Source organism: Haloferax sp. Atlit-48N (genome assembly GCF_003383015.2).
In the GTDB taxonomy this organism is placed as follows: Archaea; Halobacteriota; Halobacteria; order Halobacteriales; family Haloferacaceae; genus Haloferax; species Haloferax volcanii.
On record NZ_CP137689.1, the window covers coordinates 2,346,052 to 2,371,174 of the forward strand.

At 63.3% G+C, this 25,123-nt stretch carries 18 protein-coding genes and 3 pseudogenes; 9 read left to right on the forward strand and 12 right to left on the reverse strand.

The window, feature by feature from the left end; all coding sequences use genetic code 11:
- Nucleotides 1–18: 18 nt before the first annotated feature.
- From DEQ67_RS12585 to DEQ67_RS12595, 3 genes are all read right to left on the reverse strand, one after another.
- Nucleotides 19–168, reverse strand: coding sequence for a DUF7535 family protein (locus tag DEQ67_RS12585; protein WP_004062786.1), 150 nt, complete (start codon nt 166–168; stop codon nt 19–21).
- A gap of 111 nt (nt 169–279) precedes the next feature.
- The gene (locus DEQ67_RS12590) at nt 280–1,488 is read right to left on the reverse strand and encodes an MFS transporter (RefSeq protein ID WP_115861028.1); all 1,209 of its coding nucleotides are present in this window, start codon (nt 1,486–1,488) and stop codon (nt 280–282) included.
- 83 nt (nt 1,489–1,571) lie between these two features.
- The gene (locus tag DEQ67_RS12595) at nt 1,572–2,216 is read right to left on the reverse strand and encodes an SDR family oxidoreductase (RefSeq protein ID WP_115891435.1); all 645 of its coding nucleotides are present in this window, start codon (nt 2,214–2,216) and stop codon (nt 1,572–1,574) included.
- A gap of 169 nt (nt 2,217–2,385) precedes the next feature.
- Between DEQ67_RS12595 and DEQ67_RS12600 the strand changes: the two genes are divergently transcribed.
- Entirely contained in the window at nt 2,386–3,399 is a 1,014-nt protein-coding gene (locus DEQ67_RS12600; protein ID WP_115891434.1) for an NADP-dependent oxidoreductase, read from the forward strand.
- 125 nt (nt 3,400–3,524) lie between these two features.
- Complete coding sequence (locus DEQ67_RS12605; RefSeq protein WP_115861034.1) at nt 3,525–4,772, forward strand: ABC transporter substrate-binding protein; 1,248 nt, start codon at nt 3,525–3,527, stop codon at nt 4,770–4,772.
- A 13-nt stretch (nt 4,773–4,785) separates the two neighbouring features.
- Here the strand turns inward: DEQ67_RS12605 and DEQ67_RS12610 are convergent, their stop codons facing one another.
- Nucleotides 4,786–6,255, reverse strand: coding sequence for a Na+/H+ antiporter NhaC family protein (locus DEQ67_RS12610; RefSeq protein ID WP_115803092.1), 1,470 nt, complete (start codon nt 6,253–6,255; stop codon nt 4,786–4,788).
- 373 nt (nt 6,256–6,628) lie between these two features.
- Between DEQ67_RS12610 and DEQ67_RS12615 the strand changes: the two genes are divergently transcribed.
- Nucleotides 6,629–7,432 (forward strand): IclR family transcriptional regulator, encoded by an 804-nt coding sequence (locus DEQ67_RS12615; RefSeq protein ID WP_006601234.1) that lies wholly within the window; start codon nt 6,629–6,631, stop codon nt 7,430–7,432.
- Between the two features lie 246 nt (nt 7,433–7,678).
- On the forward strand, nt 7,679–9,004 hold the full coding sequence (locus tag DEQ67_RS12620) for an aminotransferase class III-fold pyridoxal phosphate-dependent enzyme (protein ID WP_115891433.1): 1,326 nt from the start codon (nt 7,679–7,681) through the stop codon (nt 9,002–9,004).
- Here DEQ67_RS12620 and DEQ67_RS12625 read toward each other — a convergent pair.
- Nucleotides 8,983–9,099 (reverse strand): annotated as a pseudogene (locus DEQ67_RS12625) (IclR family transcriptional regulator); the annotation flags it as partial. The gene DEQ67_RS12620 and the pseudogene DEQ67_RS12625 sit on opposite strands and share 22 nt — an antisense overlap.
- A 149-nt stretch (nt 9,100–9,248) precedes the next feature.
- Nucleotides 9,249–9,467: pseudogene (locus tag DEQ67_RS12630) on the reverse strand (transposase); the annotation flags it as partial.
- A gap of 9 nt (nt 9,468–9,476) precedes the next feature.
- Between DEQ67_RS12630 and DEQ67_RS12635 the strand changes: the two are divergent.
- Nucleotides 9,477–9,620, forward strand: a pseudogene (locus tag DEQ67_RS12635) (galactonate dehydratase); the annotation flags it as partial.
- A gap of 594 nt (nt 9,621–10,214) precedes the next feature.
- Here the strand turns inward: DEQ67_RS12635 and DEQ67_RS12640 are convergent.
- Nucleotides 10,215–10,589, reverse strand: coding sequence for a hypothetical protein (locus tag DEQ67_RS12640; RefSeq protein ID WP_004041972.1), 375 nt, complete (start codon nt 10,587–10,589; stop codon nt 10,215–10,217).
- Nucleotides 10,590–10,760: 171 nt separating this feature from the next.
- Here DEQ67_RS12640 and DEQ67_RS12645 point away from each other — a divergent pair, with 171 nt between their 5' ends.
- Together DEQ67_RS12645 and DEQ67_RS12650 are read left to right on the forward strand one after the other, a co-directional pair.
- Nucleotides 10,761–12,977, forward strand: coding sequence for a glycoside hydrolase family 3 N-terminal domain-containing protein (locus DEQ67_RS12645; RefSeq protein WP_008605453.1), 2,217 nt, complete (start codon nt 10,761–10,763; stop codon nt 12,975–12,977).
- 409 nt (nt 12,978–13,386) lie between these two features.
- Nucleotides 13,387–15,489: a beta-glucosidase gene (locus tag DEQ67_RS12650; RefSeq protein WP_115891432.1), complete on the forward strand. Its 2,103-nt coding sequence runs from the start codon at nt 13,387–13,389 to the stop codon at nt 15,487–15,489.
- A 78-nt stretch (nt 15,490–15,567) separates the two neighbouring features.
- Here the strand turns inward: DEQ67_RS12650 and DEQ67_RS12655 are convergent, their stop codons facing one another.
- Nucleotides 15,568–17,220 (reverse strand): sulfatase-like hydrolase/transferase, encoded by a 1,653-nt coding sequence (locus DEQ67_RS12655; protein WP_115891431.1) that lies wholly within the window; start codon nt 17,218–17,220, stop codon nt 15,568–15,570.
- Between the two features lie 209 nt (nt 17,221–17,429).
- Here DEQ67_RS12655 and DEQ67_RS12660 point away from each other — a divergent pair, with 209 nt between their 5' ends.
- Entirely contained in the window at nt 17,430–18,800 is a 1,371-nt protein-coding gene (locus DEQ67_RS12660; protein ID WP_115803096.1) for an APC family permease, read from the forward strand.
- A gap of 166 nt (nt 18,801–18,966) precedes the next feature.
- Here DEQ67_RS12660 and DEQ67_RS12665 read toward each other — a convergent pair whose 3' ends face one another.
- Nucleotides 18,967–19,965, reverse strand: coding sequence for a formylglycine-generating enzyme family protein (locus DEQ67_RS12665; RefSeq protein ID WP_115803097.1), 999 nt, complete (start codon nt 19,963–19,965; stop codon nt 18,967–18,969).
- A gap of 545 nt (nt 19,966–20,510) precedes the next feature.
- The gene (locus DEQ67_RS12670; protein WP_081606187.1) at nt 20,511–22,145 is read right to left on the reverse strand and encodes a histidine kinase N-terminal 7TM domain-containing protein; all 1,635 of its coding nucleotides are present in this window, start codon (nt 22,143–22,145) and stop codon (nt 20,511–20,513) included.
- Between the two features lie 333 nt (nt 22,146–22,478).
- Between DEQ67_RS12670 and DEQ67_RS12675 the strand changes: the two genes are divergently transcribed.
- On the forward strand, nt 22,479–23,279 hold the full coding sequence (locus DEQ67_RS12675) for a UbiA family prenyltransferase (RefSeq protein ID WP_188148487.1): 801 nt from the start codon (nt 22,479–22,481) through the stop codon (nt 23,277–23,279).
- 27 nt (nt 23,280–23,306) lie between these two features.
- Here DEQ67_RS12675 and DEQ67_RS12680 read toward each other — a convergent pair whose 3' ends face one another.
- Nucleotides 23,307–24,449 (reverse strand): ABC transporter permease, encoded by a 1,143-nt coding sequence (locus tag DEQ67_RS12680; protein ID WP_115803099.1) that lies wholly within the window; start codon nt 24,447–24,449, stop codon nt 23,307–23,309.
- Entirely contained in the window at nt 24,446–25,123 is a 678-nt protein-coding gene (locus DEQ67_RS12685; RefSeq protein ID WP_004041966.1) for an ABC transporter ATP-binding protein, read from the reverse strand. Before DEQ67_RS12685 ends, DEQ67_RS12680 begins: the two co-directional genes overlap by 4 nt.

Genomic DNA, 25,123 nt, shown 5'->3' on the forward strand with positions numbered 1-25,123 from the left:
GTCGGGAGGTTGGCGCGCCTAGTGGAACAGCCGCCACACCAGTCCGAGGAGGATGAACGGCGCGAACGGAATCATGAGCACTGCGATCCCAGCGACGATGAGCGTCCCCATGAGACCCATCTGGGTGTTCGAGTAGTCGGTTCGAACGGGGTTGACTGCGCGGGCCATACGTAGTCGTCCGTTCCCATCATACATAAGCTGACTGAATAGTTAATATATAAATATCGGCGGACGAGGGCGGCGGTTACGGGCGGGGAGACGGCGGAGCGGCGCGCGGGGTTACGCCCGCGACGGTTCCGGCGCGCGGAGCGCCAGAAGCACGCCGACGACGGCGACGCCGCCCGCGGCGAAGAACGCGGGCGCGTAGCCCGCGTAGTCGATGATTGCGCCGGCAGCGATGGGCGCGGCGAACGCGCCGAGGAGGCCGACGCTCGTCAGGAGCGAGACGGCCGTGGTTCGCACCGACGGGGCGACGAGTTCGGCGATGTACGAGAAGATGAGCCCCGTCACGAGTTGGATGGCGAAGCCGACGACGACGACCGCGCCGACGACGGGGCCGAGTCCCGAGACGAACGCGAAGGCGACGACCGCGGGCGTGGCGACGGCGAACGACGAGACGATGACGCGGCGGCGACGGCCGCCGAACACGCGGTCGGTCACCACACCGCTCGTCGACCGCGCGACCGCGCCGATGGCGGGGAACAGCGCGGTCAGGAGACCGCTCGCCGCCAACGAGATTTCGAACTCGCTGGCGAGGAAGCTCGGCAGCCAGGTGTTGACGAACAGGTACAGCGAGTAGGCGAGAAAACAGAGCCCGCAGACGGTCCAGACCGCCCGGCTGCCGAACAGTTCGCGGAGTGCCGCCCCGTCGGGGGACGGCGCGTCGACACCGGGGACGCGGCGGCGAGTCGCGGCCGCGAAGAACACGACGCCGACGACGGCGACCCCGGCGTACAGCGGGAGAATCGCGGGCCAGCCCGCCGCGTTTGCGATGAGCGGGCTCCCGAACTGCCCGAGGGCGAACCCGACGGGCGCACTCGCGGTGAACACGCCGACCGCGGTCGCGCGCCGTGCCGGCGGGACCGCGTTGCCGACGACGTTCGCGCCCGCGTTCCAGAACGTGACGTAGGCGAGTCCGCCGAGCACCCGCGAGGCGAGGAGCCAGCCGAACGCGCCGGCGGTGGCCGCGTACCAGCCCCAGCCGCCGGCGACGACGAGCGCGACGGTCGCCAGTCCGACCACGCGGCGCACGGAAAAGCGGTCGAGGACGACGCCGACGGGGACGCTCGTGACGACCGCCGTCGCGTACATGATGCTGACGAGCCAGCCCGCCGCGCTCGAACTCAGTCCGAGGGAGTCCTGAATGGCCGGAAAGACGCTCGCCGGGGCGATTTCGTAGGCCGCGGCCGCCGTCGAAAGCAGGAAGAAGCCGACGACGATGCCCAGTGTCTCGCGTCGCGTGCCCGTCGTGTCGTCAGTCGTACTCACGGTTTCGCTACCTGCTCGGCGGAAGGATATGAAACCGCGTGATTGCGGTCCGATTGCGCCGCGGCCGCGGGTGCCTCACCGACTCAGTCGTCCCCGCGGAGCGCCCGCTCGATGGTCGTGTCGCCGCCCGTGAGCGTCAGCGTCTCGCCGACCGTCCGGTCGATATCGAGACTGGCGACGACCGCCTGTGCGACGTCGGCCCGCGGAATCTCGGGCGTGTCGCCGTCGAGACTCTCGACGGTCAGCGAGACGGAGCCGGTTCCCTCTGCGTCGGTGAGCCTCGTGGGGCGGAGAATCGTCGCGTCGAGCGACGACTGTTCGAGGTAGTCGTCCGCGCAGCGCTTGGCGACCAGATACGGGCGCAGCGCCTCCGGGCCCGAAAGTGGGTCGCCCGCGCCGATGGAGCTAATCATCACGAAGCGGTCGATACCCGCCTCGACGCAGGCGTCAACCACCCGCCGAGCGCCCCAGAGGTCGACCATGAGCGTCTTGTCCGCGCCGGTCGACCCGCCGGAGCCGGCGGTGAACACGACCGCGTCGGCTCCGTCGAGCGCCGCGTCGAAGTCGCCTTCGAGGTCGCCCAGTCGCGGCTCACCGCCGCGGTCGCGAACCGCCTCGAACTGCGATTCGTCGCGGACGACGCCGACGGGGTCGTGCCCGGCGTCCGCGAGTCGGGGGAGTAGCTCTCGGCCGATACCGCCGTTCGCGCCGATGACTGCGACCTGCATCGTTCGCTGTCCCGTAGTCGCCCCGGCCAGATAGGGGCTGGGTTCAGCGAAGGTGACGTGCGCGACTCGTCGCGGTGGAGCACCGACCCCGACACCCGATATCCCTCGTCGAACCGGCGGGTGCTGCTGGAAGCAACACCGTCGTTGGTCCGCAGGTCGGTGTTCACGTATGCGCGATTCGAACCGCCAGTGGATATTCGCCGAACGGCCCGAGGAAGAACCGGACATGGACAGTTTCGAACTCCGCGAGGGCGACCTGCCGGAGCCGCGACACGGGGAGCTCCTCGTTCGCGTGCGGTACCTCTCTGTCGACCCGTACATGCGCGGCCGGATGCGGGACGCGGAGTCGTACGCCGAGCCGTGGTCGGTCGGTGACCCGATGCAGGGGGCCGTCGTCGGTGAAGTCGTCGAGAGCGAAAGCGACGCGTACGACGCGGGCGACCTCGTGAGCGGTAACGGGACGTGGGCCGACTACACCGTCCTCGACGCCGACAACGTCGCGCCGGTCGACCCATCGGTCGCGGACCTCCCCGCCTATCTCGGCGTGCTCGGGATGCCCGGGCGGACGGCGTACTTCGGCCTGCTCGACGTGGGCGACCCCTCGCCCGGCGAGACGGTCGTCGTCTCCGGGGCCGCCGGCGCGGTCGGCTCCGTCGTCGGCCAGATTGCGAAGTTCAACGGCTGTCGCGTCGTCGGCTTCGCTGGCTCCGACGAAAAGGTGTCGTGGCTCACCGACGACCTCGGCTTCGACGCCGCAATCAACTACAAGGCGGTCGACGACTACCGGGCGGCGCTCGACGACGCCGCCCCCGACGGCGTCGACGTCTACTTCGACAACGTCGGCGGCCCCATCACCGACGCGGTGTTCACGAAGCTGAACCTCGACGCTCGCGTCGCCGTCTGCGGGCAAATCGCCCACTACAACGACGAGGGCGTACCGACCGGCCCGCGAAAGCTCCCGCAGCTCATCGCGCCGCGCGCGAAAGTCCAAGGGCTGCTGGTCGGTGACTACGCCACCCGCTTCGGACAGGCCAGCGAACAGCTCGGGTCGTGGGTCGCGTCGGGCGACCTCGAACACCGCGAAACCGTCGTCGACGGGCTGGGGAACGCGCCCGACGCATTCCTCGGACTGTTCTCCGGCGACAACATCGGCAAGCAGGTCGTCGGCGTATCGGAGCCCTAACCCGACGCCGACGCGGGCGGCGGCGGAGTCCCGGTCGACTCCCGGACGCGGACCGTCGTATCACTCAGTTTTAGGCCGGACTAAATTTCGAAGCAGCTATATTGTTTTAGGCTGGCCTAATTCGTATGCTGGACGACGCTGACGAGAACGCGGAACCGACGCGGAGAGATTACCTGAAGTACGGCGGGGCGCTTTTCGGTGGCGGAGCGCTCGCTGGCTGTGCCGGGCAGTCGGGCGACGGCGCGACGACGACGGCGACCGAGACCGCCACGGCGACGGAGGCCGAGGCGGAAGCCACCGAGACGGCGACCGAGACGGCCGAATCGAGCTACGCGGCCGAGTTGTCGCCGGTCGGGACGGTCACGTTGGACGAGCCGCCGACGAACGTGTTCACCCACTTCCCGTGGTTCCCGGACATGGCGAGCGCGCTCGGGCAGGGCGACACCGTCAACAACCTCTGGTGGGACGGCACCGTCGCGGGGCTCGAATACTTCACCGCCGGCTTCGACGGCTTCGAAATCGAGTGGGCGGACGCGGCGGGCGAGTACGGCTTCACGAAGGAGCGACTGTACGAACTCGACAGCGACCTCCACCTCGTCGACCCCGCGTGGGTGACCACGCAGGACAACTGGAACCGAGCTGACACCGACGAAGTCGCGGACAACATCGGCCCGTGGTTCGGGAACTATTACAGTAACTTCAACGCCGCGCCGCCCGAAGAGTGGGCCGACGGCTACGAGTATTACGACCTCTGGGAGCTGTTCGAGCGCGTCGCGTCGCTGTACGGCGAACGCGAGCGCTACGAAGCGCTCCAGTCCGTCCGCGACGACCAGCTCACTACCGTCGAAGACGGCCTGCCGCCGGAGTCCGAGCGCCCGACCGCCGCGTACCTCTCCATCTCGACGGACCTGTCGAGCATCTACCTGCTCCGCCTGAACGCGCCCGGCTACTGGAACGCCCACACCCGGCCGCTCGGCGCGGTCGACGCCTTCGGTGACGAAGAGTTCACGGGGCCGTTCCAAGAGGTCGACGTGGAGGCACTTCTCGAAGCCGACCCCGACGTGATTCTCGCGCTGTGGACGGTCACGGAGACGTTCGACTTCGACGGGCTGAAACAGAACCTCCGGGACGACCCGGTCGGCCGCGAACTGGCGGCCGTCCGGAACGACCGCGTCTACCCGCAGGGGACCCGGTGGCAGGGGCCGCTGATGAACCTGTTCCAGACCGAGATGACGGCCAAACAGCTCTATCCCGAGCGGTTCGGCGCGTGGCCGACCTACGAGGACGGCGACGACTACCCCGACTTCGGGGCCGACGAACAGCTGTTCGACCACGCGCGGGTCGAGGAACTCGTCGCGGGAGGGAGTTTGTAGGTGCGGGTCCTCGTCAGTCGTCGGTCGACGAGGGCGAGCCGCGACGGTCGCCGGCGTCCCCGGGGGCTTCGCCCGGCTGGTAGGTAATCTGCCACCCGGTCACGCCCATGAGGAGCAAGACGAGCGGCGACAGCAGGCCGAAGAAGTAGTACGGCGCGTACTCGAGGGTACCGACGCCGAGCGTGCCGGCCATGAACAGCGCCCCGCTGTTCCACGGGATGAGCGCGCTCGTCGTCGTCCCCGCGGACTCGATAGCCCGCGAGAGGTTCTCGCTTTGGAGTCCCTGTTCCTCGTAGAGGTTCCGGAGCGTGATGCCGGGGACGACGATGCTGATGTACTGCTCGGCGGCGAGGACGTTCATCGACACCGCGGAGACGGCGGTCACGCCGGTGAGACTCGCGACACCGCGGCTCAGCCGGCCGAGGTGGTGTGCGAGCACGGCGAGGATGCCGGCGCGTTCGAGCATCCCGCCGAGCGACAGCGCCGCGATGGCGATGGTGACCACCCACGCGCCGCCGATCATCCCGCCGCTGGCCAGCAGGCCGTCGACGAGTTCCATCCCGGTCGACGGCGAGGTTCCCGACTGCGCGATGGACCACACGGCCCCGAACGCGGTTCCCTGCATCACGACCGACGTGAGTGCGCCCGCGAACACGCCCGCGCCGAGCGTCGGCAACGCGGGCACGCCGTAGAGCGCGAGGCCGAACGTGACGACGAGCGGGGCGAAAGTGAGCGCCGATATCGCGTACGACCCGGTGAGCGCGCCCTGAATCTCGGTGATGCGGCCCACCGGGATGTTCCCGGAGGCTTGGACGCCGAGGACCGCGTACAACACGACGGCGATGCCGAACGCGACGAGCGAGCTGTCGCGCATGGCGTTGACGTGGTCGAACAGGTCGGTGTTCGTGACGGCGGCCGCGAGGTTCGTCGTGTCCGACAGCGGCGACTGTTTGTCGCCCATGTACGCCCCCGAGAGGATGGCCCCCGCGGTCATCGGGGCCGGAATCCCCAACCCGGCGCCGATGCCGATAAACGAGACGCCGAGCGTGCCGGCGGCCGTCCACGACGACCCGATTGCGAACGTGACGATCGACGCGAGTACCGCCGTGATGGGCAGGAAAATCGTCGGCGTCAGCAGGTCGAGGCCGTAGTACATCAGGCTCGGAATCGTCCCCGCGGCGACCCACGTCGCGATGAGCGCGTAGACGACGAACATGATGAGGATGACCTGAATCCCCATGTGGAGGCTGTCGGTGATGCCGTCGTAGAGCTCCGCCCAGGAGATGCCCAGCCAGTACCGACTGAACAAACCGGTGAAGCTGATGCCCCAAAACAGGGGGAACTGCGGGTCGAGGCCGTAGACGACGATGCCGACGCCGAGGAAGACGAGCATCCCGAAGACGGGGACCAACGCTTCGAGCAGCGAGGGTCGGTCGTCGGCGTCGAGTTCCTCGTACAGGCGGGGCTCGAACGCTAACCCCATCGTGACACCTCCACCGGTCGCCGTCCGTCGCCCGCCCGCCCCGTCGGGGTTCCGCGGCCGAGGCCGCCCGAGACCGGACCGGCGCGGTCGGCGCGTGCCGTCGGTCCGCGTTCACCGACCGTCGTTGGAAGCCGATACGTGCGCGCTCGCACCCGGTCCACCGCGGGCGCATCCCGGCGGCGGCCAGATGGTTGACAGACCATACCACTCGAACAATCATGAATGTCCCATATAAATTTTTATTTGGAGATTTCACCAGCGAATGTTTGATAAAGTCAAACAAGATGGCGACTAGAGCGGACAAACGGGGTTGTCAGTCGAATCGCAGTTTGATATAACAGAACTAATAGCACTCCACCGAGTTCGGGGTCGTATGGACGACAGTCGCCCCGCGGACGGCCCGCGTCGAATCAAATCCGTACAGACGGCGAGCGAGATTCTGGCCGCGATACAGCGGCGGTCCGACCCGACGTTCAGCGACGTCTGCGACGAACTCGACGCCTCGAAGGGGACCGTCCACACCTATCTCGCGACGCTCGAAGCGGAGGGACTCGTGGCGAAGGACGACGGCCGCTACCGCCTCGGCCTCCGACTGGTCACGATGGGCGAAACCGTGCGCAACGAGACGCCGCTGTACCGCGCGGGGCAAGTCGAGGTGGACAAACTCGCAGAGACGACCAGCGAGTACGTCCACCTGACGGTCGTCTCCCGCGGCAAGGAGGTGACCATCTACGAGAGCCGCGGCGACAACGCGGTCGCGACCGACTACCACCTGCGGATGCGCGAGGCCCCGCAGTACCTCCATTGTACGGCGACCGGGAAGGCGATGCTCGGCCACTTCGACGACGACCGCGTCCGCGACATCGTCGACGACCAGGGGCTCGTCGAGCAGACCGACAACACCATCTCCGACGCCGACCGCCTGTTCGACGAACTCGAGGAGATTCGCGAGCGGGGCTACGCGGTCAACGACGAAGAGGAGCTTCGCGGCATGCGCTCTATCGGTGCACCGATTCGCGGCGTCGACGGCGACGTCTGCGGGGCGGTCAGCGTCACCGCGCCGACGAGCCGACTCTCCGGGGACCGCTTTCGCTCGGAAATCCCCGAACTCGTGATGCAGGCGGCGAACATCATCGAGGTGAACCTCGAAACGACCACGTTCGACCCGTCCCGGTGAGCCGGACTTTGACGATTCCAAACGTCGCGCGACTCCGGCGCGTGGCGAGTCACCTCACGAGGAGCGCCCTCGGCGCGAACCGCCGCCGATTCGCGACCTGCGACGCGTTCGCACGCTCCGATATAGTTCGTTATTATCAAACAACCTCTCCTGATAATCAGACGTTCGGCTACCGAGACCCATATTTGAAGATGTTACTCATTTTTCTAGGTAGTTTTATGTTACATTGTCCACCAGGGTGTTCGTATGGATCGAGACTCAGTCGAGCCGACCGTCACGTCGCTCCCGGGACCGAAGGCCTCAGAGTGGGTCGAGTATCACCAGTCGACCGCCGCGACGAGCACGTACGTCTACGAGTTCGTGTGGGATATCACCAAAGACGCCGTCGGGCCGTTCTGTACCGACCCCGACGGCAACGTGTTGCTGGACTTCACGAGCCACGTCGCGGCCGCGCCGCTCGGCTACAACAACCCCGAAGTGCGGTCCAGCCTCGACGACCTCGACCTCGTCGACCCGATGAAAATCGCGGGTCAGGACTTCTACGTGAGCACCGGCGGGTCGCCCGAGACGGCGTCGCTGCCCGGGCCGGCCCACCTCATGGACCGCCTGACCGACCTCACCGACCACTACGGCCTCGACACGGTGTTCCTGTCGAACTCCGGGGCCGAAGCGGTCGAAAACGCCATCAAAATCTGTTACGACGCCTGCGAGACCCCGAAGTACGGCATCACCTTCGACGGGGCGTTCCACGGCCGCACTCTCGGCGCGCTCTCGCTCAACCGCTCGAAGTCCGTCCACCGCCGCAAGTTCCCCGAAGTGAGCGGCATCCACGACGTGCCGTACTCGATGGCGGGCCTCGAAACGCTGCGCGACAAACTCGACGATACCCACGGTCACCTCCCCGCCGACCAAGTGGCGTTCCTCATCCTCGAACCCGTTCAGGGCGAAGGCGGCTACCACGTCCCGAGCGAGGCGTTCATGCGCGAGGTACAGGCCATCTGCGACGAACACGACATCCCCGTCATCGCCGACGAGATTCAGTCCGGCGTGGGTCGGACCGGCGAACTGTGGGCCTCGGACCACTACGACCTCGAACCGGATGTCATCACCAGCGCGAAGGCGCTTCGGGTCGGCGCGACGGTGGCGAACGAAGCGCTGTTCCCCGACACCGAAGCGCGACTGTCATCGACGTGGGGTGCGGGCGACATCCTCGCGTCGATTCAGGGCACGCTGACGCTCGACGTCATTCAGGAACAGGACCTCATGGCGAACGCGACCGAAAAGGGCACGCGGTTCCGCTCGGACCTCTCTCGGCTCGCCGAGCGGACCCCCTGTCTCACTGACGTGCGTGGCCTCGGGCTGATGACTGCCGTCGAATTCGATACCAAGGACCGTCGCGACGAGGTCCTCGAGGCCGCGCTGTCCGAGGGGCTTCTCACGCTCGGCTGCGGTAAGCGGTCGCTTCGCCTCCTGCCGCCGCTCGACGTGACCGACCGCGAACTCGACCTCGCACTCGAATGCCTCGAAACCGCCCTCGACAGCGTCGCGACTCACCGCGTCAGGTCGACCTGAATAGATTTCGCGGTGCTGATGACCTGCCCGGTGATGTCCTCTTCGAGATACCGGCCGGTGAGTCGACTCGACGGCCCGCAGACCCCGATAGCCGCCGCTGGCGCGCGCAGTCAGGGCGATGGGGTTCCAACCCCGTTGACATCTCCCCGCGCCTGAAGACGTCCCCAGAACGCAGAGCGTTCTGGTGTGCGAACGAGGCGCAGAGCGTCTCGTCAACGCGGGAATCCCGACCGCAGTTGGGATATCAGGGTTCGCGGTTAGCAACTTGTTCTCGTGGGGCGAAACGGCCCTCACTACGGTCGAACAGGTGAACCGCTGGCTGTGCCAACCAGCCGCTATCCCTATCACCGCCATCCGTGGCGAGACTTGAGAGTACCTTTTGTCGAATATTCTCTGCACCATTCACGTCCGCGTTCGCCACTGTATCGCACTCCTTACACACGTACAGTCCACGTTCAACACGCTAGTTCTCGACGACGGCTTCGTCAAGCGACCGACCGGTCCGGGGTTGGGTATCGAGGTGGACGAGGGGTACGTCCGCGAGCGCTCCCAAGACGAGGTCAACTGGTACAACCCCGTCTGGCACCACGACGACGGCCGACTCGCCGAGTGGTGAGCGGGGGGCGTCCGCCGCGAACGACTCACCGTGAGGCAGGCCGGTCGGTCAGTATCTTCACCACATATGTGCTCTATTTGAACAATACAGCCATCTGAGTTAACAGATGAATATACATGTTAGTATAGTTTTTGTGGAGAGAATTAGCTATCTTTGAGAAATGGCATTATTGCTGAAATCAAACTAGAGTTGGGAAAATCTCAGATAAATACTTATCCACATCATAATTGAATAGTATAACTCCATTTATACCAATATAAGTCAAAAACTTCAGAATAGCTCTGAGAATAGATATTCTATATCGTCGCTTCTAATATATTCTATCCAGATATTATTGAATAGTATTTGCACTACTATATAGGGGATTGTTCGCGGTAATCGCGTCTCGAATCAGTGTTTACCACGGGGGTCCTCGATACCAAGGACACCACGACCTAACGAGCGAGCGCCGCAGTCGACCGGCGCGGACCGAGCGACGAGTAGTCCTGCGACAGCGCTTTAATCATCCTCGACGCGCCGGTCCACCCCGATGAGTGAGCCGAGCCCGCCGAACGCGGCGATATCGCGGTCGAATCTGCCGGCCCAATAGTGAACTTACTGTTCGGTCTCGTACTGGTCCATCACGTAGGAGAGAAGCGGCGCGATGTCTCGCGGTTCGGCGTCTTCGAGCAGTTCGAGACCGAGTGCGACGACGAGCGGGTAGTAGTGCCGGAGTTTCTTTAGCTCGGCACCGCTCGACCGCTTCGATTCGAGGCTGTGTTCTCGGAACACCAGCTCCAGCTCCTCGCGGAGTTCCGCGGGGAGGTAGACGGTTATCCCCACCCACTCGGATTTCACGTCGAGGTCGTCGTTCGGGAGCGTCGTCTGCTGGTTCGACCGGTTTGACCACTGCTTTGCGAGCCCGGTCGGCGCTTCTTGATGCTCCAGCGGGCTTTGTTCCGGGGCGTCCGTGGGTTCGTCGTCAGTCATGCGTGAGCCTCCCGGAAAGCGGTGGCATCCGTGTCGAATATCGCTGTGAGAGACATCGTGTATTACTCGTATTACGGGTTACTCGCCGCGGGCATAACAGTTTCCCCGCATCGGAGGTAGTTTGATATGGGTTTCACAGCATCGTCTAGTATGACCAGCCAGCCGCCATACATGGACTCAGGTCAGTCGACCGAGGCCCGGGTCGCTGACCTGCTGGAGCGCATGACGCTCCGGGAGAAAGCCGGGCAGATGGTGGGGCTGCACGTCGGCTCGTTCACCGTGTTACAGCGCGAGACCTCTTGGACGACGACGTTAGATGACGCCAAAGACGCCATCCGCGACCACCAGGTCGGGTCGGCCACGCCGTTCGGCACCGGCTTCTCGCCGTACAACACCGCCGTCGTCGCGGGCCGCGTCGCGAATCAACTCCAGCGCGTCGCCGTGAACGAGACGCGGCTGGGCATCCCGCTTCTCGTCCCGGTCGACGCGATTCACGGCCACGCGCACATCGAGGGAGCCACCGTGTTCCCGCACAATCTCGCCATGGCGGCGACGTGGAATCCCGACCTCGCCGAGCGCGCCGCGCGAATCACGGCGGTCGAGATGGCGGCGACCGGCGCGAACCAGAACTACGCTCCGACCGCGGACGTCGCCCGAGAACCCCGGTGGGGGCGAACGTACGAGACGTACGGTGAGTCCTCGTCGCTCGTCGAGGCGTTCGTCGCGGCGGAGACGCGGGGCCTCCAAGGTGAGTCGTTGCGCGACCCCACGTCAGTCGCGGCGACGGTGAAACATTACCCGGCGAGCAGTGAGCCGACCCGCGGCGAGGACACGGCACCCGTCGATATCTCGATGGGGACGCTCCGACGCGTCTTCCTCCCGCCGTTCGAGCGCGCCATCGACGAGGGGGTCGCGGGGGTGATGCCCATGTACAACGCGCTCGGGAACGAACCCGCGCACTCCTCGACGTTCTACCTGACCGACCTCCTCAGAGACCGCCTCGGGTTCGAGGGCGTGACCTGTTCCGACTGGCTCGCCGTCTGGATGCTCGTCGAGCGGCACCAGACCGCCGCATCGTTCGCCGAGGCGGTCGAACAAGTCGCGACCGCCGGACTCGACATCGCGTCCGTGGGGGGAACCCAGCACGCGGACACGCTCTGTGAACTGGTCGAGTCGGGCGACCTCCCGGAGTCACTACTCGACCGAAGCGTGCGGCGCATCCTCGCGCTGAAGTTCGAACTCGGGCTGTTCGAGGACCCGTACGTCTCACCGCGGTCTGCAATCATCGACGTGGGGTCCGAGGAACACCGGCGGGTGTCGAGGGAAGCCGCCCGACAGTCCGTGACCCTCTTGCAGAACGACGAGGAGACGCTGCCGCTGGGCGACGTGGACGAACTCTTCGTGACGGGGCCGAACGCCGACTCGCTCGATAACCTCCTCGGCGGCTGGACGGTGTTCGACTTCGACGAAAACGAAGGCCCGACCGTTCGGGACGGCTTGGAACACGTCGTCGACGACGGAACGACGGTGACGTACGAACCGGGCGTGGGTTCGGACGAGTCCGCAGGGAGAGACGCCGTCGCAAGTCGCGCCGAACGCGCCGACGCGACGGTCGCCGTCCTCGGTGAGCCGTGGTACCTCCACGAGTTCGGCCCGGCGTCGCTACGCGGCGAGAACGGCGGCTTCCCGCAACGGAACTCGCTGGAACTGCCACCGGCACAGCGGGACCTACTGGACGCCGTGGCCGCAACCGACACGCCGACGGTCCTCGTGCTCGTCACCGGGCGACCGCTGGTTCTGACGGACGTGCTCGACCAGGTCGACGCGGTCGTCGTCGCGTTCTTCCCCGGTCTCGAAGGCGGTCGCGCGATTGCCGACGTGCTGGTCGGGAACACGAACCCGTCCGGTCGCCTGCCGATTACGTTCCCCCGCTCGATGGGCGACTTCCCGGTTCGACACGACTGGCTTCCGCATCCGAGTCCGTTGGGGATGGACGAACATCTCCCGTCGTACGACCCGCTTTTCGAATTCGGCTTCGGGCTGAGCTACACGGAGTTCACGTACGACTCGCTCGACGTGTCCGAGGAGACCATCGCTGACGGAGGCGAGGTGACCGTGTCGGTGACGGTGACGAACACCGGCGACCGCGCGGGAACCGAGACGGTCCAGTTGTTCGGTGAGCACCGACACAGCTCCGTGGTGACGCCCGTCCGTGAGTTGCAGGGCTTCACGAAGGTCACGCTCTCGCCGGGCGAGACGCAAACGGTGACGATAACGCTCACCGCCGACGACCTCCGGGTCGTCAAACCGGACGGCTCCCGGACGCTCGAAAGCGGGGCGTACGAGCTGTTCGTCGGCGACCGAACCCAGACGCTGGCGATTTCGTAATACCGGTATTACCGAATCGCGAGGTTCGTTTTATACACACCTGTGCCGCCGAACTAAACACGGGCACGGACCGAACGTCGGGTGGGCGCGAGATGAGATTACACTCTTATTCGTGTAATCTTTGGTCGCGGGGACGCACACATCGCGTCGAGTCCCAACGTGAACGCGTCGACCCCGCGCATTCGATTCCGTTTTAGAAATACTAGTAATACAGATATGATGTCGATGGGATGGCTCTCCCGACCGAACGGGAGTAGCGGTGCTTCAAGGCGAGACTCCGCAGTTCTCCTTCCGGTCGTTCGAGTGCAGTGTTCGGTTTCGACCTGAAATCCGGGGCGGCGAGCCGGCGAGTAATACTAGTCATATTTCCAATCGTTTTATGAGCGTTTGCCGGCACTTGACCACAGGGATGGAAACCGCCGAAGCCGACGTTGAGACGGTAGTCGACGAACTCACGCTCGAAGAGAAAATCCAACTCGTCCACGGCGCGGTCGACCCGGACGGAACGGCGACGGGCTACCTCCCCGGCGTCGACCGACTCGGAATTCCGGAGCTCAGGCTGGCCGACGGACCGCTCGGCGTCCGCGTCAACGGCGCGCCCGCCACGCTGTTTCCCGCGTCGATTGCCCTCGCGGCGACGTTCGACCCGAATCTCGCGCGCGAGCAGGGGGCGGCCATGGGGCGCGAGGCGAACGCCCGCGACCAAGACGCGCTGCTCGGTCCCGGGCTCAACCTCATTCGGGTGCCGCACTGCGGACGGAACTTCGAATACTACTCCGAAGACCCCGTTCTCACGGCCGCGTTCGCCGGGGCGGCCGTCGAGGGTATCCAGTCGGCCGACGTCATCGCGACCCCGAAACACTACGTCGCCAACAACCAAGAGACACACCGAGCGTCGGTGAACGTGAGCGTCAGCGAGCGTGCGCTCAGGGAGTGTTACCTCCCCGGGTTCAAAGCGGCCGTCGACGCCGGTGCCGGGTCGGTCATGACCGCCTACAACAGCGTCAACGACTCGTTCATGAGCGAGAACCGCCCGCTCGTCACTGACGTGCTGAAAGGCGAGTGGGGCTTCGACGGCTACGTCGTCTCCGACTGGTTCGGAGCCGTCAGCACAGTCGAGTCGGCCAACGGGGGGCTGGATCTCGAAATGCCGGGCGTCACCCGCGACGAACTCTGGGAGATGTTCGACCTCGAACCCCCCGAAGACGACGATGACGCCGTCTTCGGCGAGACCGCGGACGTTTCGGACGGGATGCCGGACATGACCAACACCGGCAACTTCGGCGGCCCGCTCCGCGAAGCCGTCGAACGCGGGGACGTCCCGCACGCGCGACTGGACGACATGGTCACGCGGATACTCCGACAGATGGAGCGCATCGGCGTGCTCGGCGGGGGCCGTGCGGCATCGCCACCCGAGGACGACGGCCACCGAGAACTCGCAGAGACCATCGCCGCTCGCGGGACGGTCCTCTTGGAGAACGACGGCACACTCCCGCTCGCGGACGACGCGGACGTTGCGGTCATCGGCCCCGGCGTCGAGGAGATTTCGACGGGCGGCGGGTCATCGGAGATGGACGCGCTCCACGAAGCCCCGACGGCGACGGGAATCGACGCGCGCGCGACGGGCAGCGTCACCGTCGAGCGCGGCGTCCCGCCCATCGAGAAAGTCTCGTTCTTCGGCGGCGACGACGAGGGCGACGACCAGCGACCGGACCCCACACTCGACGATGCGGTCTCGGCGGCGGCGGACGCCGATGTCGCCGTCGTCGTCGTCGAGGACGCCGCCGCCGAGGCGGTCGACCGCGACGACCTCACGCTCCCCGGCGGGCAAGACGAACTCGTCGAAGACGTGACGGCGGTCAACGACAACACCGTCGTCGTCGTCCAGTCGAGCGGCCCCGTCGAACTCCCGTGGCGCGACGACGTGAGCGCGGTTCTGGAGTCGTGGTACCCCGGACAGGCCGACGGCGACGCGCTCGCGGCCGTCCTGTTCGGTGACGCCGACCCATCGGGACGGCTCCCGGTCACCTTCGCGAACGAGGAAGACTACCCGGTGACCGACGACGCGACGTTCCCGGGAATCGACGGCGAGGTGCAGTACGACGAAAACCTGCTCGTCGGCTACCGGTACTTCGACGCGACCGAGGCTGACCCCGTCTATCCGTTCGGCTACGGGCTGTCCTACGCGGCGTTCGAATACCGCGGCGCGGAACTCGTCGACGAGCGCCGCGTCGAAGTCACGGTCGAAAACGTCTCCGACCGGGCGGGTCGCGAGGTGGTACAGGCGTACGTCCGGCCCTCGAACGCGAGCGACGACCGGCCCGTCCGCGAACTCGGCGGCTTCGAAGCCGTTTCGATTCCGGCCGGTGAGACGGTGACCGTCGACGTCGACCTCGACGACCTCGCGTTCACGGAGTACGACGAGACCGCGGGCTGGACCGCGCTCGAAGGGCCGTTCACCATCGAAATCGGTCGGTCGGCGCGAGACGTCGAGTTCGAACTGACGCTGTAAGCGACCGGGCGACGCAGCGTCTCCCGCTCGTCTTCGAATCGGACGTGATTACACCGTTCAAGGAGTACCGTCGCGGCTTCAGTTGACGGTGAAACTCGCCGCTCGAACGTCGCTTTCTTCGTAGCCGTACCGAATCGCCTTCGTCCGTATCGTCGTCTCTCCCTCGTCCAGTTCGATTGGTGTCGTGTAGAGCTTCCAGCGGGAGTCGTCAGTCTCACCCGTGGCGTACACGATAGACGCCCCCTGCGTGTCGCAATGGAGCGTGACCGTCGTCGGAGCCGTGAACTCGCCACCCGTTGGTGTCGCCGCAGTCATCCTGTTTTCCGGTGCGTTCGGGACGAACGTCGGGGTCTCGGTCACCGGTTGCTCCCCGCCGGGCCACATCTGTTCGACCATCTGCGTCTCGTCGAGATGGCCCCGGTCACCGGGCGCGTCCAGTCGGTCGTCCATCACCGCACGCAGTTCTGCCAGCGTCTCCGAGTGGGCGGGGTCGTCCGCGAGATTGTCGATTTCGTGGGGGTCCGCCGCCACATCGTAGAGTTCCTCGACCGGACGATCGCACGAGAGCAACTCCGCGGCCGGGCCGTCGAGTTCGCCTTCCGCGTGGAGTCGAAGGAGGTCCTGCATCGCCTCGCCTCGCGCCCGAAACGGAACCCAGACCAGCGGCGGGTTCGTCGGGTCGTAGTTCCGGATGTACTTGTACTGGTCAGTCCGAATCGCGCGCACCATGTCGTAGCTCTCGTCGATGCGGTCCCGCGCCGCGAGCAGGGACTCCCGTGGCTCGTCCGCGCCCGGCCCGAGGAACGGCCGGCCCTGCATCCACGTCGGAATATCGACGCCGGCGAGCGACAGAACGGTCGGTCCGAGGTCGAGCAGGCTCACGAGACGCTGGCTCCGCTCGCCGCCCTCGATTTCGCCCGGCCATCTGACGACCAACGGGACGTTGATACCCGAATCGTACAGCGACCGTTTCGCGCGCGGGAGGCCCTCGCCGTGGTCGCTCCAGATGAACACGATAGTGTCGTCGGCCAGCCCGTCTTCTCGTAACTCCCGGAGGAGTCGCCCGACCTCCTCGTCGGACCGCGCGATGTTGTCGTACTGCCGCGCGATGGCCTTCCTGACGCCGTTGGTGTCCGGCAGATACGGCGGCACGTCCACGGCGTCGGGGTCGGTTTCCGGCTCACCGTTGACGCCGACGAGCCCCTCTTCCCACATGCCGCTCTCGTGGGTCCGAATCGGGTTGAACACGGCAAAGAACGGCTGGTCGTCGTCCGGTCGGTTTCGCCAGTGGGCGTCCTTGTGGTTCTCGTCCCAGATGGAGACGGGAGCGTCGAAGTCGTGTTGACTCTCGCCGAGGTTGTCGAACTGATAGTCGGTCTTCGAGTTGTTCGTGCAGTAGTAGCCCGCCGCACGGAGGAACTCCGGGAACGCCGTCACGTAGTGCGGTGGGACCGAGGAGTACGGCGTAGGGAGTTTCGGCGTGTCCTCGTTCATGTGCTTCGTCCGCATGTGGTGCGTGCCGATTGCCGTCTGGTGGCAGCCGGTGATGACCGATGCCCGCGACGGGGCGCAGACGCCCGCCGTCGCACACGCCTCCGTGTAGACGCGCCCGTCAGCGGCGATACTATCGATGTTCGGCGTCTGAGCGACGTCGTCTCCGTAGCATCCGAATCGAGGACTCGTGTCTTCGAGCGATATCCAGAGGATGTTCGGCTGGTGGGCTGAAGCCATATCCGGTCATCTTTGTACGTCGTGTTAGTTCTTCCTCATATCGAAGCCTCTTGCAACTGCATACCCACACCGATTCCATTTCTTGCGGGGGGATTCCACGCTGACTGCCATCGAGTGCACGAGAGATGATTCAACCGTGGTATTCGTAGCCAAGGGTCATAAATTATTTATAATGTAGGCCTGAATCACTCTTTGGAGTCAAAAAATACATGGACAATAGTAACAAGCTCGGCTGGATAGCCGGATTTGCCGTTGCAATCGGATTGAACATCGGTGGTGGACTTTGGACGACGCCGATCATCGCAGCATCAGTGACGGGACCGGTTACAATAGCTCTCACACTGCTGGCAACGATTCCAATTATACTGGCTGCCCCGGCATACATCTCATTATCTAAGATTTGGCCAATCTCTCCCGGGCACTATTACTACCCAACTCGAATGTTGGTCCCGGAGAACCGAAGTGTGAGCAAATTCATTGGGTGGACGATTATCTGGGCACAAATAGCGATAGCCGGGTTTGTACTCGTCCAAGTCCTCGTGATCGCTGGGGCATCGTATCTCAATCAGCTCATTCCTGCTGTTCCTGTCTCGGTGTTCACTATCTCACTCTTACTCGGAACAGTCACAGTCGTTTGGTTTGGTCTCCGCGCTGTCGGTCGCATAGAGGTTCTAATGGCAGCTATCCTTCTAGTCTCGATGGGGATTATTCTTCTCTCAGGTATCCCGCACATGGATGTCGATAATTACACACCGTTCATCCCGACAGGAGCCTCTCCGATTCTCTCCTCATTCGGATTGATGTTTGGGACGGTACTCGGGAGTATTTCGTTGATAGACCTGAGTGGGGAGATCAAAAATCCCGAAAAGACGTTTGGACAGCTGCTTATCTCGAGCACCGGGGTTACCGCTGTGATCTCTGCACTCATTGTGTTTGTGAGTATTGGGATCGTTCCGTATAGCGACCTCCAGAACCGTACGCTCCGGTTTGTCACGAGCCAGTATCTTCCACCAGAGGTGCTCATCCTCTCTACGATTGGTGCGGCGTTAGCTGGTGTAACCTCCGTAATTGGGATCGTCGCAATTACGAATAGACACGTGTCTGCCGCCTCAAATGACGGGATTCTACCCAAAATCATCTCCAAAAATAATGCTCACGGCGAGCCGGCATACGTGCTCATCTTCATTGCAATCACGTCCATCGCAGGGTCGCTTTTGAACATCCCAATCTACGACATGGTGAGCGGTGGGACACTCGCAATCCTCGGCCCGCCGATTCTCGTCTGTCTAACTGGCTTCCGTCTTCCGTCGACGTATCCAGAGATATTCGAACGGAAGGAATTCAAAAATAAGGCCTACTTACATCCTGCTATCGTGCGGTGGTCTTCTCTGGCCGCAGCGCTTTGCCTGATTGCCATGTATGTCAACGTCGCGGTACAGAATTCCACTGGCGCAATGTGGTACGGGCTGTTCCTCTCTACGGGGATCGTGATTTTCGCCCTGCGGGTACTGTACCAGCGGACCCAGACAGATACCAACTTGAAAACTGGGCCAACTCCTGAGTTCCTCAGTGAAGACTGACGCTTAGGCAGCTAATTCACCTCCTGCGGTACCTTCTATTATCGTCGGCACCACAGCGCACCGACCATCTCTGCGAGGAGCACCCACACCCGCAAACCACCGCCGAGGGCTCGGCGTGACCAAACCCATCATGGTGGTATTCGGGTGCTTCAGCACGAGGAGACGATCAGTCGAGGTCAGCCACACACCGAAAGCCCATGTTCCCCGTCGAACTGTCCGGCGTGTTCTTCGACCGTGCGGCGACTCGGTACCGGTTACACCACGACCGGTGGCAGAGATACGACCCCCCGCGCATCACCCGGTTGTCGCCGTCGTCGGGACCGGTCGGGTCGTGGGGGTCGTAGTCGTCGGTCGTGTGGTAGTCCGGACTGAACCAGTCCGCGCACCACTCCCAGACGTTGCCCGAGACGTTGTACAGTCCGTGACCGTTCGGCGAAAACTCGTTTACCGGAGCCGTCTGCAAATAGCCGTCGTCCTCGGTGTTGGTCTCGGGGAACTCGCCCTGCCAGATGTTGCAGCGGTGGTCTCCGTCCGGTCGGAGTTCGTCCCCCCACGGGAACCGCTTTCCTTCGAGACCGCCACGCGCGGCGTACTCCCACTCGGCCTCCGTGGGGAGGCGTTTCCCCGCCCACTCGGCGTACGCGACCGCATCGTTCCAGGAGACCTGTGTCACCGGGTGTGTGAGCCGCGACTCCAACACGCTCGAACTGGGGCCCTCCGGACGCAGCCAGTTCGCACCTTGGACCGCAACCCACCACGGCGCGGCTGGAACGTTCTGCATCACCGCGTCGTCGTCCTCCGGCGCGACGAAGTCCTCGAAGACGAACGACCAGCCGAACCGCTCTGCCTCCGTCGTGTAGCCGGTGTCCCGTACGAATTGCAGGAACTCCGCGTTCGTGACCGCGTACTTGTCGATAGCGAACGGGGAGACCGTCACCTCGCGGGCGGGTCCCTCACCGTCTTCGGGGAAGCCGACATCCGAATCCGTTCCCATCACGAACGTCCCGCCGTCTAGCTGGACCATCCGCGACAGGTCCGCGGTCGCGTCTGTCGAACCGCTGGTGGCTGCCGAGCGCGACCCATCCGTCGTCGAGTGGTGAGACGGTGCGCTCTCCTCGACGTCTGCTCTGGAGCCGGAACAACACGGCGAACCGCTGTCAGTCATGCCCCGAGATACACGCGCGATCAGTAAAAGCGTACGCGACGACACCGATGGAGATGGCCGTGGAGGACGAGTGGCGAGTCCCGGACTCGCGCGCGACCGAGCACCGGAACCCGCACAGCGTGGGGGACAGGAATGAAAGAACAGAACGACGCTGGCATCGAGGCTCGGTCACAGAACCTATCGTCCCGAGGCGCGCAGTAGTGTTCGATTATCACATATCCAATGAGAAAAGAAAATAGATAAATTCAGAATAGTAAGATTATATACTAATCTCGATTCAAAACTCTAGTTAAATTCTATTTAATAAGTATTAATTCAATTATTTATACTCAAGTTCACAGCAAAGTTTGGCTATATCAGCCAGTAGATGAGCAGTAAAAGAAGGTAGGCTAGTTTTCCCAAGTGAAATACCCAATATGAATTGGTATCAAAGTAGGTGATACACGAGTGTAGTAGTTTAAAATGTCACAATATTCTATCGGATGTGTCCGGTCTCTCGCGAACGACTCTGGGGTTGTTGGAGACGCGGGAGTCGCAGGGAGTTGCTAAACGTCAGGGGTCGAGTCCGGTCGATTCAGTGTGATTCGAACTTCCGTTCCGGAATCGGAGACCTGCACACTGAGCGTCCCGTTCGAGCGGGAGACGATCCAGTAGACCAACCACAGACCGATACCGGACCCGTGTTCGAGGTCCGTCTCTTCGCCGGCTTCTAACACGGCGAATTCGGATGGCGGTAACCCCGGTCCGTTGTCCTCGACGATAATCGTCACGTCCGTCGGGGACACGTCGGTTGTGACGCGCACAGCAATCGGCTCCTCGCCGGAGTGGTGAGAGATAGCGTTCTCGATTAACTCGGTGAGTGCGAGGTCAAACCGGGGGTGTGCGTCGAGTACGACGTCGTCGACAGCGAACGAGACACAGCTCAACAGCTCGGCCGGCATGTTCTGTTTGACCTTGGAGAGGTACTCTTCGAGCGGGCGCTGGTCCGTTTCGGCGTACGACAGCACGGTCTCGATCTTCCGCGCTTTCGCCGCTTGGTCAACGACTTTCATCGAGCGCGTGTGAATGCGGTCCGCCGACCGCGCGGTCTCGCCGTTCGTTGAGTCTCGGATAATCGCCGCAAACCCCGCGATTACGTTGAGGTCGTTCCGAATGTTATGCCGGAAGATACGCGAGAGAACTTGCTTGAGCAGATCTAACTCCTCTTCGCGCTCCTTGAGCGCCGTAATATCGCTCAACACGACGATTTTCCCGGTCACGCCCCGACCGTAGACGATTTCGGATGCTTCGATGGAAAATATCCGCGTGCCGCCGTCCAGTTCTAATTTGATGACGCCGGTGTCTTGTTCGTCCGAAGACACGGCGGATTCGGAGATGAGTTGTTCGATTTTGGTCCCGATGACACTCTGATCAGACAGTTGGCTCCCGGCCCGGTTCGCATCCACGATGTGCCCGGAAGAGCCAATCACGAAGATGGGGTCCGTAATCTCATCAAACGTCTGTTCGCGAGCGACGGGAACGAACTTCAGCAACCCGTGTTCTCGAATCGAATACGCGAAAAAGAGTCCGGAAAACGAGTACAAGACCGACGTGGGATCGAAATAAATCGGAACGACCCCCGCGACCTTAACCATCGTCGAGCCGACGAGCATCGAAAACACGACCAGGAGGTACACGGTTTGTCGGCGCTGTGTGCCGTTCGTCCGGAGCAGTTCGCCGACGAACATGCCCGCAGCCAGAAACACGAGGAGGTAGCCATAGACCTGCGTTACGAGAACTTTCAGCGGGCCGTCGAACACTGGAAAGTGTAACACCCCATCGGCGGTCACGTAGTATGCAGTTGTAAAGACCAACTCGTACGGATTACTCCAGGAGAGAACGAATAGCACTGCGAGTGGGCTGAACAACGCAGCAACGACGGTTGACGGGACCGTTTGTTTGAAAACGAACTCGTACGCGAGTAAGAAGAACGTCACTGCGGCAGTCGGAATCGACACCCAGAAGAAATTTGCGACCGCTAACGTGAGACCCGGGTCCGGGATGAGTGTGAACGTCGCGAACAATAGTGCCCAGAGACCCCCCGTGGCCATCGATAAGATAAACCAGATGACTCCTGGTTTGTCACGTTCCTTCCAGAGAAGACAGCAGTTCACGACAGATGGAATCACCCCAAGATACATCAGCGCTATGGAGATTTCGAGGGTGAGCCATCGGTCAAACACCGTGTTCTATACCAGTAGATGGGAGCTAATTATTCTTTTTGGAATTATGTAATATAGTCCACAGATTTGCACCCGAGACGCATATCTAGTCACGGAAATGAAAGAAGCGGGTGCCGACGGGGCGTGAACGGCAGTCGACGGCCGGGTTGTCGTTTCGGTCGCGAGTTGCTGACCAAACAAGTATAGTACGAGCAGCGAGGTAGGTCCGAGAGATGACCGGGACGGACTACCCTCCGCGGCGTCAACACCGTATCTACCGCAACGTCTCCCCTCAAGGAGGTGCATACTGAGATGAGAGTCGCGGATATGCGATTCCTGTTTTTCCAGTTGAACATCTGGTTGTGCTTGCTCTCTGCCGCGACGGTTGCAATCACGGGTGTCGCGTTGGGAGTTGCACCCCTCTCAGTTGGGGGAGGGCTGCTGCTCGCACCGCTCCTGTTCTATTTCATATATGTCGAAGACCGGCGGGGGGTGACAGCCGAAGACGAGGTGAATCAGCCGTATCGGACGAAGCTCGTGCGACGGTACCAGACGGAACTACTCGTGACGGAGCTACTCGCGCTGCTCGGCTACGAGCTCGTGGTCTGTCTGCTGGTGTTTCGGACGGGGACTGCAAACGTCAGCGACCTACTCTTTGCGCAGATTCCCCTCGTCGTCCTCGGAAGCTACGGCTGGCTGAAGCGCTATCCGACGCTCGACTCTATCGGCGTCGGGTTCACCTGGGCGTTTGTGGCCGTGTTTTCGGTCGTTGCAGCAACGCCGCAGCCGTATTCGCTCGATGGAGTGACCGTTTTCGCCGGCTGGTTTCTTATCACCGCGGCCGGCGTCGAGTCCCGCAACATCCAAGATATCACCGGAGACTCACAGGCGAATAAAACCACGCTCGCAGGGTATTTAGGGCCCAACGCGGCGTCGCTTCTGGTTCGACTGCTCAAAGCGGGAGGGGTGGTCGTGTTCTGGGTTGTCGCCGGGGCGTTCGCTGCCGGGCTTGTTCTCTGTTATCTACTCGTACTCTCGGTGTTTCGCCGGCTCACGCGACTGCACAAGGGTGGCCCGGCTTCGGAGACGACGCAGAAATCCGCCGGCGGCTGAGGCCGCGGGCGTTCCCACGGGAGTGACTCAGCCTCTCAATGCGTCGACCGGGCGGTCGTTCGCCGCTTTCCACGCGGGGTAAATCCCGCTGAGGACGCTCGCAACGACGGCGAACCCGAACCCGTACACCAGATACTGCGCACTGCTCCACTGGAGCGCTCCGAGCGGGTCTCCAGTAATCATCTGGAAGATGACGAGCCCCGCCGCAAGCGAAAGGGTCGCCCCGACGAGCCCGCCGAGTGTGCCCATCAGGGCGGCCTCCGTCAGAATCATCCGCAGCACTTCGGAGCGGCGGATGCCGACGGCGCGGAGGACGCCGATTTCCCCGCGGCGTTCGACCGTGCTCATCAGCATCACGTTGAGGATGGCGACGCTCGCGACGACGAGCGAGATGCCGCCGATGGCCAACAAGGCGAGCGAAAGCGTCTCCAAGAACCCGCCGACTTGGCCCGCGTTCCCGAACGTGTTGATGCTGAGTTCTTCTTCGTCTTCGGTGTTGAAGTACTGATCCAGCTCCCCACCGATTTCGGTCGCGGTCGCGCTATCCTCGGCGACGACCGTCACGGTGTTGTAGTGGTTCTGGTCGGAGAGGCCGGACTCGGGTAACACCAGTTCACCGCCGCCGAAGCCGAACGCGTTTTCTTCCTCGATGAGCCCCTGTACGCGGTACAGTTGGCCGTCGTACTCGACGGGGTCGCCCTCCTCAATCCCGAGTGTCGTGGCGGTGCTGTTGCTGAGGAGCGCGCCGCTCAACAGCCGGGAGGGTGCTTCGCCGGACGTGAGGTTGTATAGCGCTGCCGCGTTCGTCACCCCGGTGACGCTTACCCTCACCTCCCGTCCGTTTCGTGAAGAGATCGTCGTCGAGTTCGTCTTCTGGGGGACGACCTCCGCGTCGGTCACCAGATTCCGTATCGTATCGACCTGGTCGTCGGTCACCCCGTCCGTGTCGCTGTCCTGACCGGACGTTATCGACACCTCGTTGCCGATACTTCCCAACTGCGACGTCGCCTGCTGTTGAATCGCAGCCGTCGCCATTCCGAGCGAACAGATCGAGACGACGCCGATGATGATGCCGAGCGCGGCCAACATCGTCCGCAGTTTGTTCCGGCCGAGGTTCCGCCACGCCATCTGGACGCTGGGGAAGCGCCAGAGGAAATCAACGACGCTCATCGTCCGGAGACCTCCGTCACGACGCCGTCGACGAGTCGGACGGTGCTGTCGGTGTATTCGAGCATCTGTTCGTCGTGGGTGACCGCGACAATCGCGACGTTCTCGTCTTCTTTCAACCGAGTCAGCTCGGTCAGAATCGTCTCGCCGGTGTCTTGGTCGAGGTTCCCCGTCGGCTCGTCGGCGAGGAGGATATCCGGCTCGTTGATGAGCGCCCGCGCGATGGCGACGCGCTGTCGCTGCCCGCCCGAGAGCTGGTCGGGAGTGTGATTGAGTCGGTCACCGAGCCCCACCCGCTGGAGGAGGTCCTGGGCGCGGTCGTGCCGGTCGACCGAGGTGTCCCACATCGAGGGGAGTTCGACGTTCTCGGTCGCGGTCAGCATCGGCAGCAGGTGGAAGTCCTGAAACACGAACCCGATACCGGACCGACGCTCTTCTGTCAGTTCGTCCTCAGAGAAGTCGGTCACGTTACGGCCGTCGAGATGGACCGTCCCCTCTGTCGGCGTGTCGAGCAGCCCGATCATGTTCAGCATGGTACTTTTCCCGGACCCAGACGGGCCGATGATGGTCACCATCTCACCGCGGTCGGCGCGAAAGTCGACGTGGTCGAGCGCGGCGATGACCTCCTCGCCGTTCTGATACCGTTTCACGACGTCAGCGAGTTCAATGACACTCAT